The 15,767-nt window shown below is 72.3% G+C and carries 17 protein-coding genes; 10 read left to right on the top strand and 7 right to left on the bottom strand.

Annotated elements, in window-relative coordinates:
- Window positions 1-34 precede the first annotated feature (34 nt).
- The 3 genes from ACZ31C_RS25660 to ACZ31C_RS25650 all read right to left on the bottom strand — a co-directional run bounded on the left by ACZ31C_RS25660 (window position 35) and on the right by ACZ31C_RS25650 (window position 3,022).
- Window positions 35-724 carry a thymidine kinase gene (locus tag ACZ31C_RS25660; RefSeq protein ID WP_465797552.1) on the bottom strand — a complete coding sequence of 230 codons (690 nt, stop codon included), beginning with the start codon at window positions 722-724 and terminating at the stop codon, window positions 35-37.
- A gap of 109 nt (window positions 725-833) precedes the next feature.
- A complete protein-coding gene (locus tag ACZ31C_RS25655) occupies window positions 834-2,231 on the bottom strand; it encodes an MFS transporter (protein ID WP_465797440.1) in 1,398 nt (465 codons plus the stop codon).
- 23 nt (window positions 2,232-2,254) lie between these two features.
- The gene (locus tag ACZ31C_RS25650; protein ID WP_465797439.1) at window positions 2,255-3,022 is read right to left on the bottom strand and encodes a glycerophosphodiester phosphodiesterase; all 768 of its coding nucleotides are present in this window, start codon (window positions 3,020-3,022) and stop codon (window positions 2,255-2,257) included.
- A gap of 121 nt (window positions 3,023-3,143) precedes the next feature.
- On the opposite strand from ACZ31C_RS25650, the gene ACZ31C_RS25645 reads away from it, so the two are divergent.
- From ACZ31C_RS25645 to ACZ31C_RS25635, 3 genes are read left to right on the top strand one after another with little or no spacing between them, the layout of a single operon-like run.
- Entirely contained in the window at window positions 3,144-3,824 is a 681-nt protein-coding gene (locus ACZ31C_RS25645) for a hypothetical protein (protein WP_465797438.1), read from the top strand.
- A complete protein-coding gene (locus tag ACZ31C_RS25640) occupies window positions 3,821-5,497 on the top strand; it encodes a hypothetical protein (RefSeq protein ID WP_465797437.1) in 1,677 nt (558 codons plus the stop codon). The genes ACZ31C_RS25645 and ACZ31C_RS25640 overlap by 4 nt, the downstream gene beginning before the upstream one ends.
- 18 nt (window positions 5,498-5,515) lie before the next feature.
- Entirely contained in the window at window positions 5,516-5,875 is a 360-nt protein-coding gene (locus tag ACZ31C_RS25635) for a hypothetical protein (protein WP_131052273.1), read from the top strand.
- A 67-nt stretch (window positions 5,876-5,942) separates the two neighbouring features.
- Here ACZ31C_RS25635 and ACZ31C_RS25630 read toward each other — a convergent pair whose 3' ends face one another.
- Window positions 5,943-6,722 (bottom strand): lysophospholipid acyltransferase family protein, encoded by a 780-nt coding sequence (locus tag ACZ31C_RS25630; RefSeq protein ID WP_465797436.1) that lies wholly within the window; start codon window positions 6,720-6,722, stop codon window positions 5,943-5,945.
- Window positions 6,723-6,899: 177 nt separating this feature from the next.
- Between ACZ31C_RS25630 and ACZ31C_RS25625 the strand changes: the two genes are divergently transcribed.
- The 3 genes from ACZ31C_RS25625 to ACZ31C_RS25615 are packed head-to-tail and all read left to right on the top strand — an operon-like array spanning window position 6,900 to window position 9,853.
- Window positions 6,900-8,315 carry a cytochrome ubiquinol oxidase subunit I gene (locus tag ACZ31C_RS25625; protein WP_465797435.1) on the top strand — a complete coding sequence of 472 codons (1,416 nt, stop codon included), beginning with the start codon at window positions 6,900-6,902 and terminating at the stop codon, window positions 8,313-8,315.
- Window positions 8,316-8,329: 14 nt separating this feature from the next.
- Window positions 8,330-9,328, top strand: coding sequence for a cytochrome d ubiquinol oxidase subunit II (cydB, locus tag ACZ31C_RS25620; protein WP_465797434.1), 999 nt, complete (start codon window positions 8,330-8,332; stop codon window positions 9,326-9,328).
- 51 nt (window positions 9,329-9,379) lie between these two features.
- Window positions 9,380-9,853 carry an OsmC family protein gene (locus ACZ31C_RS25615; protein ID WP_465797433.1) on the top strand — a complete coding sequence of 158 codons (474 nt, stop codon included), beginning with the start codon at window positions 9,380-9,382 and terminating at the stop codon, window positions 9,851-9,853.
- Window positions 9,854-9,923: 70 nt separating this feature from the next.
- On the opposite strand, the gene ACZ31C_RS25610 is transcribed toward ACZ31C_RS25615, so the two are convergent.
- Window positions 9,924-10,625, bottom strand: a complete 702-nt coding sequence (locus ACZ31C_RS25610; RefSeq protein WP_465797432.1) for a hypothetical protein — start codon at window positions 10,623-10,625, stop codon at window positions 9,924-9,926.
- Between the two features lie 72 nt (window positions 10,626-10,697).
- Window positions 10,698-11,159 (bottom strand): peroxiredoxin, encoded by a 462-nt coding sequence (locus ACZ31C_RS25605; protein WP_465797431.1) that lies wholly within the window; start codon window positions 11,157-11,159, stop codon window positions 10,698-10,700.
- A 145-nt stretch (window positions 11,160-11,304) separates the two neighbouring features.
- On the opposite strand from ACZ31C_RS25605, the gene ACZ31C_RS25600 reads away from it, so the two are divergent.
- The 4 genes from ACZ31C_RS25600 (at window position 11,305) to ACZ31C_RS25585 (ending at window position 15,144) form a co-directional block, all read left to right on the top strand.
- Window positions 11,305-12,033, top strand: a complete 729-nt coding sequence (locus ACZ31C_RS25600; protein WP_465797430.1) for an SDR family NAD(P)-dependent oxidoreductase — start codon at window positions 11,305-11,307, stop codon at window positions 12,031-12,033.
- Between the two features lie 137 nt (window positions 12,034-12,170).
- Entirely contained in the window at window positions 12,171-12,953 is a 783-nt protein-coding gene (locus ACZ31C_RS25595) for an aspartate racemase/maleate isomerase family protein (RefSeq protein ID WP_465797429.1), read from the top strand.
- Between the two features lie 2 nt (window positions 12,954-12,955).
- Window positions 12,956-14,155 (top strand): FAD-dependent oxidoreductase, encoded by a 1,200-nt coding sequence (locus ACZ31C_RS25590; protein ID WP_465797428.1) that lies wholly within the window; start codon window positions 12,956-12,958, stop codon window positions 14,153-14,155.
- Between the two features lie 77 nt (window positions 14,156-14,232).
- Window positions 14,233-15,144 carry an IclR family transcriptional regulator gene (locus ACZ31C_RS25585; protein WP_465797427.1) on the top strand — a complete coding sequence of 304 codons (912 nt, stop codon included), beginning with the start codon at window positions 14,233-14,235 and terminating at the stop codon, window positions 15,142-15,144.
- Here ACZ31C_RS25585 and ACZ31C_RS25580 read toward each other — a convergent pair.
- On the bottom strand, window positions 15,075-15,695 hold the full coding sequence (locus ACZ31C_RS25580) for a cysteine hydrolase family protein (RefSeq protein ID WP_465797426.1): 621 nt from the start codon (window positions 15,693-15,695) through the stop codon (window positions 15,075-15,077). The genes ACZ31C_RS25585 and ACZ31C_RS25580 overlap by 70 nt on opposite strands.
- Window positions 15,696-15,767: the final 72 nt, after the last annotated feature.

Genomic DNA, 15,767 nt, shown 5'->3' with positions numbered 1-15,767 from the left:
TCGTTTCGTTATCCGACGTGGCGACGCAGGTGGTTCAGTCTTCGGGCCAGGCGGTGGCGCGCGGACCGAGGTCACCGCTGCGGTGGTGGCGTCGGCACAGCACCTGGTAGCGCACGTCGGCGTCGTCGACGGTGTCGCCGATGACCACCTGCTCGCCCTGGCGGACGATCCGTCCGCCCGCGACCCGGGCGTTGAGCAGGCCCTCCCGGCCGCACCAGCAGAGCACCTCGACCTGGATCCGGGCCACCGAGTCGGCCAGCTCGAACAGCCGCTGGGCGGCCGGGAACAGGCAGGACCGGAAGTCGGTGGCCAGCCCGAAGGCGTACACGTCGACGTCGTAGCTGTCGACCAGGTCGGCCATCTGCTCGACGTGCTCGACGGAGTAGAAGCTGGCCTCGTCGCAGATCAGGTAGTCCACCCGGACCCCGTCGGCCCAGGCGTCGCGGACCAGGGCGCGCAGGTCGAGCCCGTCGGTCACCTCGATCGCCTCGTGCGCCAGACCGATGCGGGTGGTGACCTGCGGGCCGAGGGACCGGTCGATGCGGGTGGTGACCAGTCCCCGGCGGCCCTGCCGGGAGTGGTTGTAGTTCATCTGCAACGCCATCGTGGACTTGCCGCAGTCCATCGGGCCCCAGTAGAAGCGCAGCGCGGCGGCGTGCGCGGGCCGCCCGTCGACGCCACGGGCGGCCACGCACCCACCCGAGGGGTCGCCCGGACCGGCCATCCGGGGGCGGGCCAGGCAGGTGGGTACGGGGTCTGCGGCGCTCGTCACGGACCGGCAGCCTAGCCGATCGACGGCGCCCACCGGTCCACCGACGGCCCGCCGGTGTGCCTCACAGCACCCGTGGCGGCGTGTTGCCAGCGGCCACGATCGCGCGCCGGATCGGCACCGCCAGCAGCAACAGGAACCCGACCACGAAGAAGATCAGCAGGGAGACCAGACCCACCCGGTAGGAGTTGGTGAGCTGGAACACCAGACCGAACGCGAGCGGCCCCAACCAACTGGTGCCCTTGTCGCTGATCTCGTAGAAGCCGTAGTACTCGCCTTCCTTGCCGGCCGGGATGAGCTGGCTGAACAGCGACCGGCTCAACGCCTGGCTGCCGCCGAGGACCAGGCCGATGGCGGCGCCGAGCACCATGAACGGCAGCGGCGCCTCGGCCGGCAGCCGGAACGCGCCGAGGATCACCGCGGTCCACAGCACCAGGCTCAGCAGGATGGTCTTCCACGCGCCGATCCGCCCGGCCAGCCAACCGAGGCCGAGCGCGCCGCCGAACGCCAGGAACTGCACCAGCAGGATCGTCACGATCAGGGTGCTCTGGTCCAGCCGCAGTTCCTCGGTGCCGTACTGGCTGGCCAGGGTGATGACGGTCTGGATGCCGTCGTTGTAGACCAGGAACGCCAGCAGGAAGAACAGCGTCAACGGGTACGCCTTGATCTCCCGCAGGGTGCGGCCGAGTTGCCGGAAGCCGTCGGTGAGCACGTTGCCGCCGGGACCGGCGGCGACCGCGGCGGCGGTGGGACGCTCGCGCAGCCAGCGCAGCGGCACCAGGGTGAACACCGCCCACCACACGCCCGCCGAGACGATAGACCAACGGGCCAGGTCGAGGGTGCGTTCCGGGGTGCTGTTGTCGAACGACTGCACCGCGACCAGGTTGAACGCCAGCAGCAGGCCACCGCCGAGGTAGCCCAGCGCCCAGCCGCGACTGGAGATGCCGTCACGCTCGTCGGGCCCGCCCAACTGCGGCAGGAACGAGTTGTAGACCACGATCGCCGCGCCGAAGCTGATGTTGGCGATCATGAACAGCGCGCCGCCGAGCAGGTACCGGTCACCGGTGACGAAGAGCATCCCGATGGTCGCGCCGGCGCCGGTGAAGGCGGTGGCGGCCAGCAGCCGCTTCTTGTACAGCGAGCGGTCGGCGATCGCGCCGATCACCGGCAGCACGAAGACGGTCAGCAGCACCGACAGCGAGATCAGGTACGGGTAGTACGAGCCGGCGGCCACCTTGATGCCCAGCGGGTAGACGTACCCGCTGCAGTCGTCGGCGCCGAGCTGGCAGCCGGCGGCCATCTTGGCCACGCTGGTCAGGAACGGCCCGAGGAACACCGTAATGACGGTGGTCTGGAAGGCCGAGTTGGCCCAGTCGTAGAAGTACCAGCCGGTGCGCTCGCGGCGGGTGCTGGCGGGTTGCGGGGTGTCGTCCTGCGCGGCAGGGGTCGCCGTCTCGGCCATGTGGGGTCCTTTGCCCGGGGTGTTCAGGCGGCCCAGTGGCCGCGGCTGCGGTAGACGTCGCGCAGCACGCCGACGTGGTCGGTCATGATGCCATCCACACCGAGATCAAGTAACTCGTGCATCTCGGCAGGTTCGTCGATCGTCCAGACGTGCACCTGCAACCCGAGTCGATGGGCGGTGCGCAGCAGGCGGCGGTCCACCACCGGAATCCGGCCGAAGCGCACCGGCACCTGCGCGGCCACCACCGACGGCGGTAGCCGCACCGGCCGACCGGTCAGCGAGGCCCAGCGCAGCCGGGCCACTCCGCGTACGCCGAGGCTGGTGGCGACCCGACCGTGGGTGAGGGCGCGCAGCCGGGTCAGCCGGGCGTCGCTGAACGAGGCGAGCAGCACCCGGTCACCGGCGCCGGCCCGGGCCACGGTGGACACCGTCGGTGCCACGCCGGGGTCGGACTTCACGTCGATGTTGAAGCGCACCTGCGGCCAGGCGTCGAGGACCTCGTCCAGGCGGGGCACGGCGGCGGCCCCGCCGACGCGTACCGTGGCGAGGTCGGCCCAGCGCAGCGCGGACAGCCGCCCCCGCTGCCCGGTGAGTCGTTCGAGGGTGTGGTCGTGGAAGACCACGGCGACCCCGTCGGCGGTGCCGTGCACGTCGGTCTCCACGTACCGGAAACCCAGATCGACGGCGCGGGCGAAGGCCGCCGTGGTGTTCTCGTCGCCGTCGGCGGCACCGCCCCGGTGCGCGAAGGCCAGCGGCGTCGGGGCGTCGAGGTACGGGTGACCGGATGGCACGCAGCGCAGTATGCCCGGCGCCGGTGGCCTGCGGGCGACCGGCCGGTGACCGGCGCATGCCCACCGAAGGTGCCGGATTCCGGACAGTGATCGGGTCGATGCGCTTCGCGACGGTCACCATGTGGCAGTGATGCCGTGGCAGCCGTTCCCGCAGCCCGGGTCGCCGACGGCGCCCCGGTCGACGCTGACCGCCCATCCGGTCGATCCGCTGCCGCCCCGGATGACCCCGCCGCACGAGTCGCCGCCGCCGCGCCCGGTGCCGTCTGGCGTCTGGTTGTTCGTGCTGGCGGTGCTGGCCGCCGGCAGCCGGTGGGGGGCCGAACTGCTTCGGGGCTGGGCGGCCGACCTGCCCACCGCCGAGGGCCCGGCGGGGCTTTCCGCAGAGCTGTTGCGGGCCCTGATCTACGGCGTGACCTGGGCCCGGTGGGACCTGGAACCGGAACGCTCCAGCATGGTCGGGTACTGGTTGGCGGAGAACCTGCGCACGCTGCTGTTCGTCGTCGGCACGGTGTGGTTGCTGCGCCGGCTGGGGGACCGGCCGACGGTGTCCGGGGCCTTCCGGTGGTGCGCGGTGCTCGGCGCGGTCACCGTGACGACGGTGCTCGTCGCGTTCGCCGGGGGTCTCGTCGGCCTGCTGCTCTTCCCGGACGACCTGGTGTTGTACGGCGATCCGAGGTGGTGGGTGAACACCACGATCACCGGCGCGCTCATCGCCGGCCTGGTCTACGGCCCGGTGCTGGCCGTGGCCACGATGCAATCCGGCGCGAGCCCGCGTCGGGTGGACGGGGGACGGCCGAGATGACCATACGGACGGATCCACCGACGGTACCCGGGCAACGCCCCGCCTCCCCGCCGGTGACCAGCGAGGCGACCCGTTACCTGTGCGTGGCCGCGCACACCGACGAGCGGTTCGCCGAGCGGGTGCTCGACGAGGTGCTCGGCGACGAGTTACGAGCGGTGGCACCCTCGGTGGGCTTCGATGTCTCGCCGGTGCTGCGGCACTGCCTGGTGGCCCGCCACCGGCGTCGTCGCCGGGACCTGCGGCTGTTGGTCTTCGGTGGCCTGGCGCTGCTGCTCGCCCCGCTGTGGACCCTGTTGGTGATCGGCGCGATGCGGGTCGGCACCTCCCTGACCCCGTTCCGCCCGACCCGGGAGCGGATGCTCGGTCCGCTGCTGGGCATGATCGTCGTCGCGCTGAGCGCCCTGGTCCTGCTGATCCGGTTCCAGCTGGTCACCGTCGTGGGGTCCAGCCCGGCCGGGTGGCTGATCGGGCGGCCGTGGCTGGCATTGCCGGCCGGGATCGCCGCGTTCCTGGCACTCGCGATGCACCTGCACGGCACCCGTTGGCTGCTGGTGACCCGGTTGCGCCGGGACCGGTTCCTGGCGACGGCGCCCGACGAGGTGTCCCTGCCGTCCCGGTACGCCGACCGGCTGGCCGCCGTCGACGAGGCGCAGCACGGCAACGCCACCGTCTACGGCGGGTACGTGCCGTTCGTCGGGCACGGCACACCGGTGGCCGGGTGGTCGTTCGCCCTGCCGATCCGCCCGGCCGAGCACGTCACCGGGCTGAGCCGACCGGAGCGGCCGGAGCCGGCCCCGTTCACCGTGCTGGAGCTGATCGACCAGGTACGCGGGCGGCTCGCCGCGCTCGACGCCGGCCTGGGGGCGGACCGGCTGGCCGGACTGACGCTGGAGGACCGGGTCTTCGTCGGCGGCCACCTGCTGACCGGCGACCCCCGCCTGCTGCCGGACCAGGAACGGGCGCCACGACAGCGCTTCACCCCGGAGGAGATCCGCCAGGTCGCCGCGAACCCGCAGGGCGCGGCCCGGCACTACCTGTGCGCGCTGGTGCCGTCCTGGGGCGCGGAGGTGGTGGCGGGCACGTTCCTGCACTTCTCCACCGACGGGAAGCTGCTCTATCTGGAGTGCGCCCGCACGGTGCTGGAGCCGCCCCGGTGGGCCTACCACGAGGTGGACCGGCTGACCGACTGGATGTCGGCGCGGCAGTTGGTGCAGATGCTCGCGGTCGCCACCGACCGGCTGGTGCCCACCGCCGTCGGTGCCGCCGGCCGGTTGCTGACCGACCTGGGTCACGCGCTGCGGCACCGGGCGCGACAGGCGCGGCTGCGGCGGCTGGCCCGCGAGGACCTCGGGTACGACCACGGCGCCCGGGTCGGGGTGCGGGAGTTGGCGACCGGCACCGACTACCACAACTACTTCCAGGTGCTCGACGCGGCGAAGCACCTGAAGGTGGTGGAGCGGCACGTCCTCGCCGCGATCGTGGACTTCCTCGACGAGCGGGGCCTGGACACCGCCGAGTTCCGCAGCCGCCAGATGACGATCCTCAACCAGGGCATCGTCCAGACCGGCGGCCTCAGCGTGGTCGGCAACCAGGCGGTCGGGTCCGGTGCCCGGGCCGAGCAGCACGGACCGTCGGCACCGGCCGGTGGCGGTGAGCGGCCACGGCCGGTATGAGACACAGGGGAGGGGCGCATGTCGGAGACGTCGGCGAACTACGGCATCCAGCAGTCCGGCGGGGTCAGTCAGGTCGGTAACCAGGCTGTCGGTCCGGGCGCGTCGGCGGTCGGCGGCGCGCTCTGGGCGACGGCGCCCGGCGTGGACGTCCCGGCGCTGGTGACCCGGCTCGTGGAGGTGCTCGACCGGCACCGGGACGAGTTGGACGACCCGGCCCGCGCGGTGGCCACGGAGCTGCGGGCGCAGCTGGCCCGGCCGCATCCGGAACCGGCGCGGGTGACGGCGTTGTTGCAGCGCCTGGCGGCTCTGGCGACGCCGGTCGCGCCGGTGGCCTCGGCGGTCACCGAGGTGCTGCGCGCGATCCAGCAGGCCGGCTGATCCCCACCCGACAGGGCTGACTGATCCGCGCCCGACAGGCCGGCGGCGCGCACCGTGCCCGGGCGGGTCAGCCGGCGGCGGGGCGGCGTCGGTGGGAGCGGCTGGTGTCCACCGGCCGGCCCGGGTCGACGTGCCGGGGCCGGCCGGGTTCGTCCGGGCGTAGCGGCACGAGGGTGTCGGTGAGGGCATCGATGATCCGGTCGGTGGCCTGGCGGGCGACGCCGGGCGTACCCGCACGCAGGTCGGTCAGGTCGACCGGGTCGCCGAAGTGCACCCGGACGGTGGGGCGGCGGACCAACGCGCGGGCGACGCCGCCGAGCAGGCCCTTGGGCGACCGGTACGGCAGCACCTCGTGCGAACCCCACTGCGCCACCGGCACGACGGGGGCGCCGCAGGTCAGGGCGAGCCGGGCGGTGCCGGTCTTGCCGCGTTCGGGCCACAGGCCCGGGTCGAGGCCGATCCGTCCCTCGGGATAGACCAGGATCGGCGCGCCCCCGGCGACCGCGGCGGCGGCGTCGTCCAGGGCCCGGTGTACGCCGGTGGTGCCCCGGTCGACCCGGATGTGTCCGGCGCGCCGCATCGCGGTGCCGATCACCGGGGCGCGGAACAGCCCACCGGTGGCCATGATCCGGGGCGCTACCCGGCGGCTGCGGCAGGCGGCGGCGAGCACGATCGGGTCGAACGGGCTGATGTGGTTGGCGGCCAGGATCAGCGGCCCGTCGCGCAGGTGCGCGGGGATGTCGCCGGTGACCTCCAGCCGGGCCAGCGCGCCGACCACGACGCGGGCGAGCGTCTGGGCGGTACGCCAGATCAGCGGCGGCTGCCAGGGGGAGTGGGCGTGGTCCACAGCCGGTGATGGTCGCACGGCGGGACCTGCCTCCGCCGGACAGGGGGGGCAGCCCGGCGGAGGTGAGCAGGGTCATTGGTCCCGGAGCGGTTCGGGTCCCCCGCCTCTGCCGATCGTCGTACGACGGACTGTAGTATTTACTACGTCTTGTAGTATCAGCAGCCCTGGGGGTCGCAGGTGGACGCGTTGGACGTCGCCCGCTGGCAGTTCGGTGTCACCACCGTCTACCACTTTCTCTTCGTACCGCTGACCATCGGACTCTCCGTCCTGGTCGCCATCCTGCAGACCCTCTGGCACCGCACCGGGGACGAGAAGTACCTCAAGCTCACCAAGTTCTACGGCAAGCTGTTCCTGATCAACTTCGCGATGGGCGTGGTCACCGGCATCGTGCAGGAGTTCCAGTTCGGCATGAACTGGAGCGACTACTCCCGCTTCGTCGGCGACATCTTCGGCGCCCCCCTGGCCATCGAGGCGCTGGTCGCCTTCTTCCTCGAATCCACCTTCATCGGCCTGTGGATCTTCGGCTGGGACCGGCTGCCGAAACGCCTGCACCTGGCCAGCATCTGGGCCGCCGCGATCGGCACGAACCTGTCGGCGTACTTCATCCTCGCCGCCAACTCGTTCATGCAGAACCCGGTCGGCTACTGGATCAACCCGGAGACCGGGCGCGCCGAGCTGACCGACTTCGTCGCCGTGCTCACCAACAAGGTCGCCCTGATCACCTTCCCGCACACCATCGCCGGCGCCTTCCTGGTCGCCGGATCGCTGCTGGTGGCGGTCGCCCTGTGGCACCTGATCCGCCGCCCCGACAGCGAGGACACCCCGGCCTACCGGTTCGCGGCCCGCTTCGGCTCCTGGGTCACCCTGGTCGCGGCCGCCGTCGTGGTGATCACCGGCGACATCCAGGGCAAGATCATGACCGAGGTGCAGCCGATGAAGATGGCCGCCGCCGAGGGGTTGTACGACACCGAGAGCCCCGCCTCGTTCTCCGTGCTCACCATCGGCAGCCTCGACGGCAGCCGGGAACTGTTCGCCATCAAGATCCCGTACCTGCTGTCGTACCTGGGCACCGGCGACCCCAACGGCACCGTGCACGGCATCAACGACCTCCAGGCCCTCTACACGGCCCAGTACGGCCCCGGCAGCTACACCCCGATCATCCCGGTCACCTACTGGAGCTTCCGATTCATGATCGGCTTCGGGCTCGCCGCCGCCGCCATCGCGCTGCTCGTGCTCTGGTCGCAGCGCAGGGGGCGTACGCCGCGCGGGAAGTGGCTGCTTCGCGCCGGCCTGGTCATGCCGGTCCTGCCGCTGCTGGCCAACTCCTTCGGCTGGATCTTCACCGAGATGGGCCGCCAGCCCTGGATCGTCTTCGGCGAGATGCTCACCCGCGACGGCGTGTCCCGCAGCGTCTCCCTGGGCGAGGTGCTCACCAGCTTCGCCGCCTTCACGATCATCTACGCCGTCCTCGCCGTGGTCGAGGTCAAACTGCTGATCCGGTACGCCAAGGCCGGCGTACCCGACGTCACGCCCGCGCCCGAACCCGACGACACCGACGACGACGCGGACCGCCCGCTCGCGTTCGCCTACTGACCCGGAGCCCCACCGTGGAACTGACCACCATCTGGTTTCTCCTCGTCGCCGTGCTGTTCACCGGCTACTTCATCCTGGAGGGCTTCGACTTCGGCGTCGGCATGCTGCTGCCCGTGCTCGGACGCGACGACCGCGAACGCCGCGTCATGATCAACACGATCGGGCCGGTCTGGGACGGCAACGAGGTCTGGCTGATCACCGCCGGTGGCGCGATGTTCGCCGCCTTCCCCGAGTGGTACGCCACCCTCTTCTCCGGCTTCTATCTGCCGCTGCTGCTCATCCTGCTGGCCCTGATCGCCCGGGGCGTCGCCTTCGAGTACCGCCACAAGCGCCCCGAGGCGTCCTGGAAGCGCCGCTGGGACAACGCCATCTTCTTCGGCTCGCTCATCCCGGCGATCCTGTGGGGCGTGGCCTTCGCCAACATCCTGCGCGGCGTACCCCTGGACGCCGACCACGAGTTCGTCGGCGGACTGGTCGACCTGTTGCACCCGTACGCGCTGCTCGGTGGCGCGACCACGGCGGCGCTGTTCCTCACCCACGGCGCCGTCTTCATCGCCCTCAAGACCGTCGGCGACATCCGGGGCCGCGCCGCCACCCTCGCCGTGCGCCTCGGCGTGGTCACCGCCGTGCTCGCCGTCGCGTTCCTCACCTGGACCCTGACCATCCGCTCCAGCACCGCCGCCGTGGTGCTCGCCACCGGCGCCGCCCTGGCCCTGCTCGGCGGTCTCGCCGCCGCCCGGGTCCGGCGCGAGGGCTGGGCCTTCACCGGCACCGCGCTGGCCATCGGACTGGCCGTGGCGACCCTGTTCGCCGCGCTGTTCCCCACCGTGATGCCCTCCACGCTGGACCCGGCCGGCACGCTGACCGCCACCAACGCCGCCTCCACCCCCTACACGCTGCGGATCATGACCTGGGTGGCGGTGTTCTTCACCCCGATCGTGCTGGCCTACCAGGGCTGGACGTACTGGGTGTTCCGCAAGCGCATCGGCGTCAAGCACATCCCGCAGCACTGACCGGATCGGCCCGGGACCCCGCATCCCGGGCCGATCCGGCACCATGACCTGATGCCTCACCAGCACACCTACCGCACCACCGTCACCTGGACCGGCAACCTCGGCACCGGCACCAGCGGCTACCGCGCCTACCGACGCGACCACGACGTGACCGCCGACGGCCCGCCCCCGATCGCCGGCAGCTCCGACCCGACCTTCCGCGGCGACTCCACCCGGTGGAACCCCGAACAGCTCCTGCTGGCCGCGCTGTCGCAGTGCCACATGCTGGCCTACCTGCACCTCTGCGCCGACAACGGCATCGTCGTCACCGACTACGTCGACACCGCCACCGGCAGCATGACCACCGACAACAAAACGGGTAGCGGCCACTTCACCGAGGTCGTCCTGCATCCCCGGGTCACCCTCGCCGACCCCGCCGACACCGACACCGCGACCGCGCTGCACGACCACGCGCACCGGGTCTGCTTCGTCGCCAACTCGGTGAACTTCCCGGTCCGGCACGAGCCGAGCACCGGCACGGCCTGACCCGGGCGGCGACACACACGTGGGGCTCGGGACGCATCCGTCCCGGGCCCCACGCTCACCTGTGCCTGCCTCAGCTCGCCTCGCGCAGCTCCGCCAGCCGGGCCTCGATCTCGGCCAGCTCGGCCCGCAGCTTCTCGGCCTGCCGCTCGGCCTCGGACCGCTCCGACGCCAGGATCTGCTCCACCGCCTCGTGCACACCGGGCACGTCGACCAGCGCCACCATCCGCAGCGCCTCGGCCGGCTTGAGCACGTACGGCTTGGCCAGCACCTTGCCGCCCTGCTGCGCGGCCACCGTCCACTCGCCCTCGGCGTACGCCAGGGTGACCGTCAACCCGGCCGGTCCCTTCGGCTTGGCCGCCTTGACCGGCCGCCGCGCAGCGGGCTTGGCCTCGACCGTCTCCACCTTCGGCTCCTCCTGTCGCACCGGTTCCTCCCGCCGGGGCTGCGGCACCCGGTCCAGCACGAACTCCGGCTCCGCCACCGGCGGCTCGACCGGCGCCGGCTCCACCTTCGGCTCGGCCGGTTTACGGCCGGCGCCCCGGGGCGCCACCGCCACGTCGGCGGGGGAGAAGGGCAGTTCGTCGCGGCCGAAGCGCACCACCACGTACTCGTCGGACACCGCCGGGTCGGTCAGTTCGACCACCTGGCCGATCTGCCCGGCGATCTGACCGGCCGAGGCCGTGAACACCACCTTCGGCTTGCGTCCCGCGGCCAACGCCTCCCGGATGCCGCGCACCTCGTCATCGGACAAACCCTGGCCAGCGACACCCATCGCGCTCCCTCATCCGTCGTACACGTGTTCAGTCGCCTGCCTTGATACCAGTCCCCGGCGACACCGTGAAGATCAGCCCCCCAACGCTTTCAGCGCCCGGTCCGCGTGCTGGTTCATGTCCAGTTCACTGTGCACCACCTCGACGACACGTCGATCGACGCCGATCACGAAGGTCATCCGTCGGGTGCTCAACGCGCCCAGCGGCAGCCGCCGTCGCACCCCGAAGCGGTCCGCCACCGCGCCGTCCGGGTCGGACAGCAGCGGGAAGTCGAAGTCGTTGCGGCGGGAGAACTCGGCCTGCCGTTGCACCGGGTCCCGGCTGATGCCGACGCGTTGCGCGCCCAGCGCGGCGAACTCCGCCGCCAGGTCACGGAAGTGGCAGCTCTGCGCGGTGCAGCCGCGCGTCATCGCGGCCGGGTAGAAGAACAGCACCACCGGCCCGTCCGCCAGGAACTCCGACAGCCGCCGGGGACGGCCGGTCTCGTCCGGCAGCGCGAAGTCCTCGACCAGATCCCCGACGCCTACACCCGCCATGCGCGCTCCTCACTCGACACCGTCGTCGCCCGAGCGTATGCCACGCCCGGTCACCGGCCGTGTCCTCGACCACACCCGGCTACCGGCGTCGGTGAACGCCCCGGTAACGTCGCCGACACCGGCTCGGGGGCAGGGGAGACGATCAATGGCACCGGTCACCGTCATCACCGGCGGCGGGCGCGGCATCGGCGCGGCCACCGCCCGGCGGCTGGCCCACGCGGGCCACCACCTCGCCCTCGGCTACCGGCGCGACCACGCCGCCGCCGACGCCGTCGTGGCCGAGCTGCACGCCACCGGGGTACGCGCCGTCGCGGTGCCCGCCGACACCCGCGACCCCGACCAGGTGGCCGCCCTGTTCGACGCCGCCGAGGCCCTCGGCCCGCTGACCGGCCTGGTCAACAACGCCGGTGTCACCAGCCCGATCGGTCCCTTCACCGAGCTGCGCCTGGACGACCTGCGTGAGGTGGTCGACGTCAACCTGGTCGGCTACGTGCTCTGCGCGCAGCAGGCGGCCCGCCGGATGACGGCCGGCGGGGCGATCGTCAACATCTCCTCGGTCGCCGCCACCCTCGGCGGTCCCGGCGAGTACGTCCACTACGCCGCGGTCAAGGCCGGCACTGACGCGCTCACCGTCGGTCTGGCCAAGGAACTGGCCCCGCGTGGCATCCGGGTCAACGCGGTGGCCCCGGGCATCATCCGCACCGACATCCACGCCCTCTCCGGGCAGCCGGACCGGCCCGAGCGGGCCGCCGGGCGGATCCCGCTGGGTCGTCCCGGCGAACCCGACGAGGTCGCCGCCGCCATCGCCTGGCTGCTCGGCCCGGACGCCTCCTACACCAGCGGCGCGGTGCTGCGCGTCGGCGGCGGTCTCTGACCCGTTCCGCTTCTCATCCCTGCTCTGGCGTGCGCGGACGCGCCCGTCAGGTGGGTTGACCATGTCCCGCCGCAACCCCTATCGTTCCAGTAAGTCGAACGGCGTACGGCTCAGTCGAACATTCTGATGGGGGTGTCGTGGTCGAGACCGCTCTGGGCGTCATCGTCCCGCCGGCCAACCCGACCGTCGAGCCCGAACTGCGCCGCCTGCTGCCGCCACGGCTGCGCTACCACGTGGCCCGCCTCCCGGTCGTCGACGGCTCACTCGCCGACCGGCTGGACCGGTACGCCGACCTGCTCCCGGAGACCGCCGCCACGCTGCGGGGACTGGAACTGGGGGCCACCTACGTGGCCTGCACCGGCTGCTACTACCGGCACCAGGACGCCGACCACGTCGACCGGGCCGCCAGCGATCGGCTCGGCAGCCCCGTCGTCGGTGCCGCGAGCGCCGTGCGGCAGGTCCTCGACCGGCTCGGCGTACGGTCGCTGACGCTGGTGTCGCCGTACCCGCAGTGGCTCACCGCGCAGGCGGCGGCGTTCTGGCGGGCGACCGGCCGTACGGTCACCGAGGTGGTGGCCGTGCCCGGCACGGGCGCCATCTACGACCTCACCTCGACCACCGTCGGCGACACCGTGCACCGCGTGCTGGACACCCTGGACGCGACCGCCGCCGACGGGCACGCGGTGCTGCTCACCGGCACCGGCGCGCCGAGCCTGGACGTGCTCGACGAGGTCGTGCCGCGCTCGCCCGTGCCGGTGCTCTCCTCGAACCTGGCCGGCGCCTGGCAGTCGATGCAGACCGCCGGGGCCGCGCACCTGGCGGCGCAGTCGCCGAGTCCGGCGCTGCGACACCTGGCCGACGTCCTGGCCGCCACCGACACGACGCAGATCGCCGGCGGGACCGCCGGCCGGAAGGAGTGAACGTGCCGCCAAGCCAATCGGTGCAGGCACCGGTCGTCGTCCTCGGCGGCGGACCGGTGGGCATGGTGACCGCCCTCGCGCTGGCCCGCTACGACATCGGTGTGGTCGTGCTGGAACAGGGCCACGACGAGGTGCGCTCGGAGTGGCGCGGCTCGACGGTGCACCCGCCCACGCTCGAACTGCTCGACGAGCTGGACCTGGCCGCGCCGGTGCTCGCCGAGGCCGTCCGGGTACGTCGGCTGGACTACCGCGACCTGGAGCTGACCGAGTCCGCCCAGTTCTCCTACGACCTGCTGGAAGGCGAGACCCGCTACCCGTTCCGGCTCCAGTACGAGCAGTACAAGCTGGTCCGGCAGTTGCGTCGGGCGGTCGCCGAGACACCGAACGTGGACCTGCGTTTCGGCCACGAGGTGGTCGGGCTGCGCCAGGACGACACCCGCGTGGAACTGGAGGTGGCCGTCGACGGCGGGCGGCGTACGGTGTCGTGTCACTGGGCGGTGGCCGCCGACGGCGCGCGAAGCGTCGCCCGCAAGCTGCTCGACGTGCCGTTCCCCGGTTTCACGTACCCGTCGATGAGCCTGGTGGTGGCCACACCGTTCCGGTTCGAGGACGCGGTGCCCAACCTCAGCGAGGTCGGCTACTGGTCCGGCCCGCGCGGCCGGTTCTCGCTGATCCGCACCCCGGACATCTGGCGCGCCGCGCTGTCGACGAACACCGGGGTCGACGACGAACCACCGACCGGCACCCACCCGGACTTCCTGGCCGCCGTGGAGCTGCTGCTGGGTTCCCCGACCCCGCCGGACGGGCTGCTGCCGCTGCACCAGCACCAGATGTACCGCAGCCACCAACGGCTGGCCGACTCGTTCCGGATCGGTCGGGTCCTGCTGGCCGGCGACGCCGCCCACCTGAGCAGCACGACCGGGGGCATGGGTCTGAACTCCGGCATCCACGACGCGATGGCGGTGGCTGCGGCGCTGGCCGAGTCCGACCAGGACACCGCGACCACCGCGTACGCGCAACGACGCCGCTCGATCGCCGAGCGCTTCGTGCAGCCGACCACCACCGAGAACCGCACCTCGGCGGACGCGGCCGACCTGGCCGGACGCCGGGAACGGCTGGTCCGGCTGCGGGCGGTGGCCGACAACGCCGAGGAGGCCCGAGCGTATCTGCGGCGGGTCAGTATGCTCGGGATCCAGCACTAGGCGCCGCACGCCGGTGCCCACCCGCGAAGTGCCGCCCGACGGCACGCACGAGAGGTCACGGTCGAATGGAGTCAGCGGTGCCGGTGAGTGAGCCGGCGGACGGCCACCGTTACACCGCGAGCGGCCTGGGTCGCGCGCTGGCCGTGATCGACCTGCTCGCCGAACGCAGCCCCGAGATGGTCGGGGTCTCCACCGTCGCGCGGGACCTGAGCCTGCCCAAGGCGGTGGCCCACCGCATCCTCAAGGAGCTCACGGCCAACCAGTTCGTGACCTTCGACGAGGCCACCCGGCGCTACCGGCTGGGGCCGGGCGCGCTGGCCGCCGGTCTGGCCGCGCTGCGCGCCATCGACGTGCAGGCGACCACCAACCGGCACATGCGGCGTCTGGTGGAGATCACCGGCGAGACGGCCACGCTGTCGATGCGGCAGGGCTGGGTGCGGGTCTACACCGACCAGGTGCTCTCGCCGCACGAGATCCGGATGTCGGTCACGCTCGGCTCCCGGCACTCGCTGGTCGCCGGCTCGTCGTCCAAGGCGATCCTGGCGGCGTTGCCCGACGCCGAGGTCTCCGAATACCTGTCCACGCACGAGCTGGTGTCGATGACGTCGGCGACCATCACCTCCGTCGAGCAGCTCTGGGAGGACCTGCGGGCGGTACGCCGGCAGGGCTACGCGGTGAGCCGGGGTGAACGGCAGGCGGGGGCGGCGAGCGTGGCGGCGGCCATCCGGCTCGCCTCCGGCGAGGTCTACGGGTCGTTGTCGCTGTGCGGCCCGCAGGACCGCTTCTCCGCGCGCCTGCTGGCCGAGTACGGCGACCTGGTGGCCGACGCGGCCCGCCAGGTCAGCGCCGAGCTGGGCTACCAGTCCGCCCCGGAGCCGGTCGAGGCCGCGCCGCCGGCCAAGCGTCGCAGTCCTCGCCGTCAGGTGGCCCGTGCCTCGGCCGACCAGCCCGACAGCAGCTCGGCCGAGGTCGTGGTCTCGCAGAAGTAGAACCCGAGGTTGCGGATCGCCGGCTCGGCCAAGTCCGGGCGGGTCCATCCGACCATGTCCGTCGGCAGGGTGACGGCCAGGTCGGCCATGTACGCCTCGCGCACGGTCGAGTCGACGCAGACGTTGGCCGCCGTGCCGACCACCACCACGTGGTCGCGTTCGTGTGCCCGCAGCAGGTTGTGCAGGGGCGTGCCGACGAAGGCGCTGTAGCGCGTCTTCTCCAGGTGGCAGTCGCCGGGCGCGGGGCGTAGCCCGTCGGCGAGTTCGGCGCCCCAGGAGCCCGCCGCGCAGACGCTGAGCGGGCTGCGGCCCATCGCCTCGGCGCGCGCCCGTCGGGCCGGCGACACGAGCTGGTCATGGGCGGCCTGCCGGACCCAGACGACGAGGCAGCCGGCGGCCCGCGCCGGGTCCAGGAATCCCGGCAGTCGGCGGGCCAGGTCGGCGTTGACACCGACGTCGGCGCCGAGCGTCGCCATCGCTCCGGCGGGGGAGCAGAAGTCGTTCTGCATGTCGATGACCAGCACCGCGGTCCGCTGCGGGGGGCACTTCATGAGGTTTTCTCCCAAATCGGGGGATTGATCCGGATCGATGATGCCGAGTCGGGTCCTACAGGCCATTGACCT

Source organism: Micromonospora sp. NPDC023869 (genome assembly GCF_055559695.1).
This window is presented reverse-complemented; position numbering and strand designations above follow the sequence as displayed.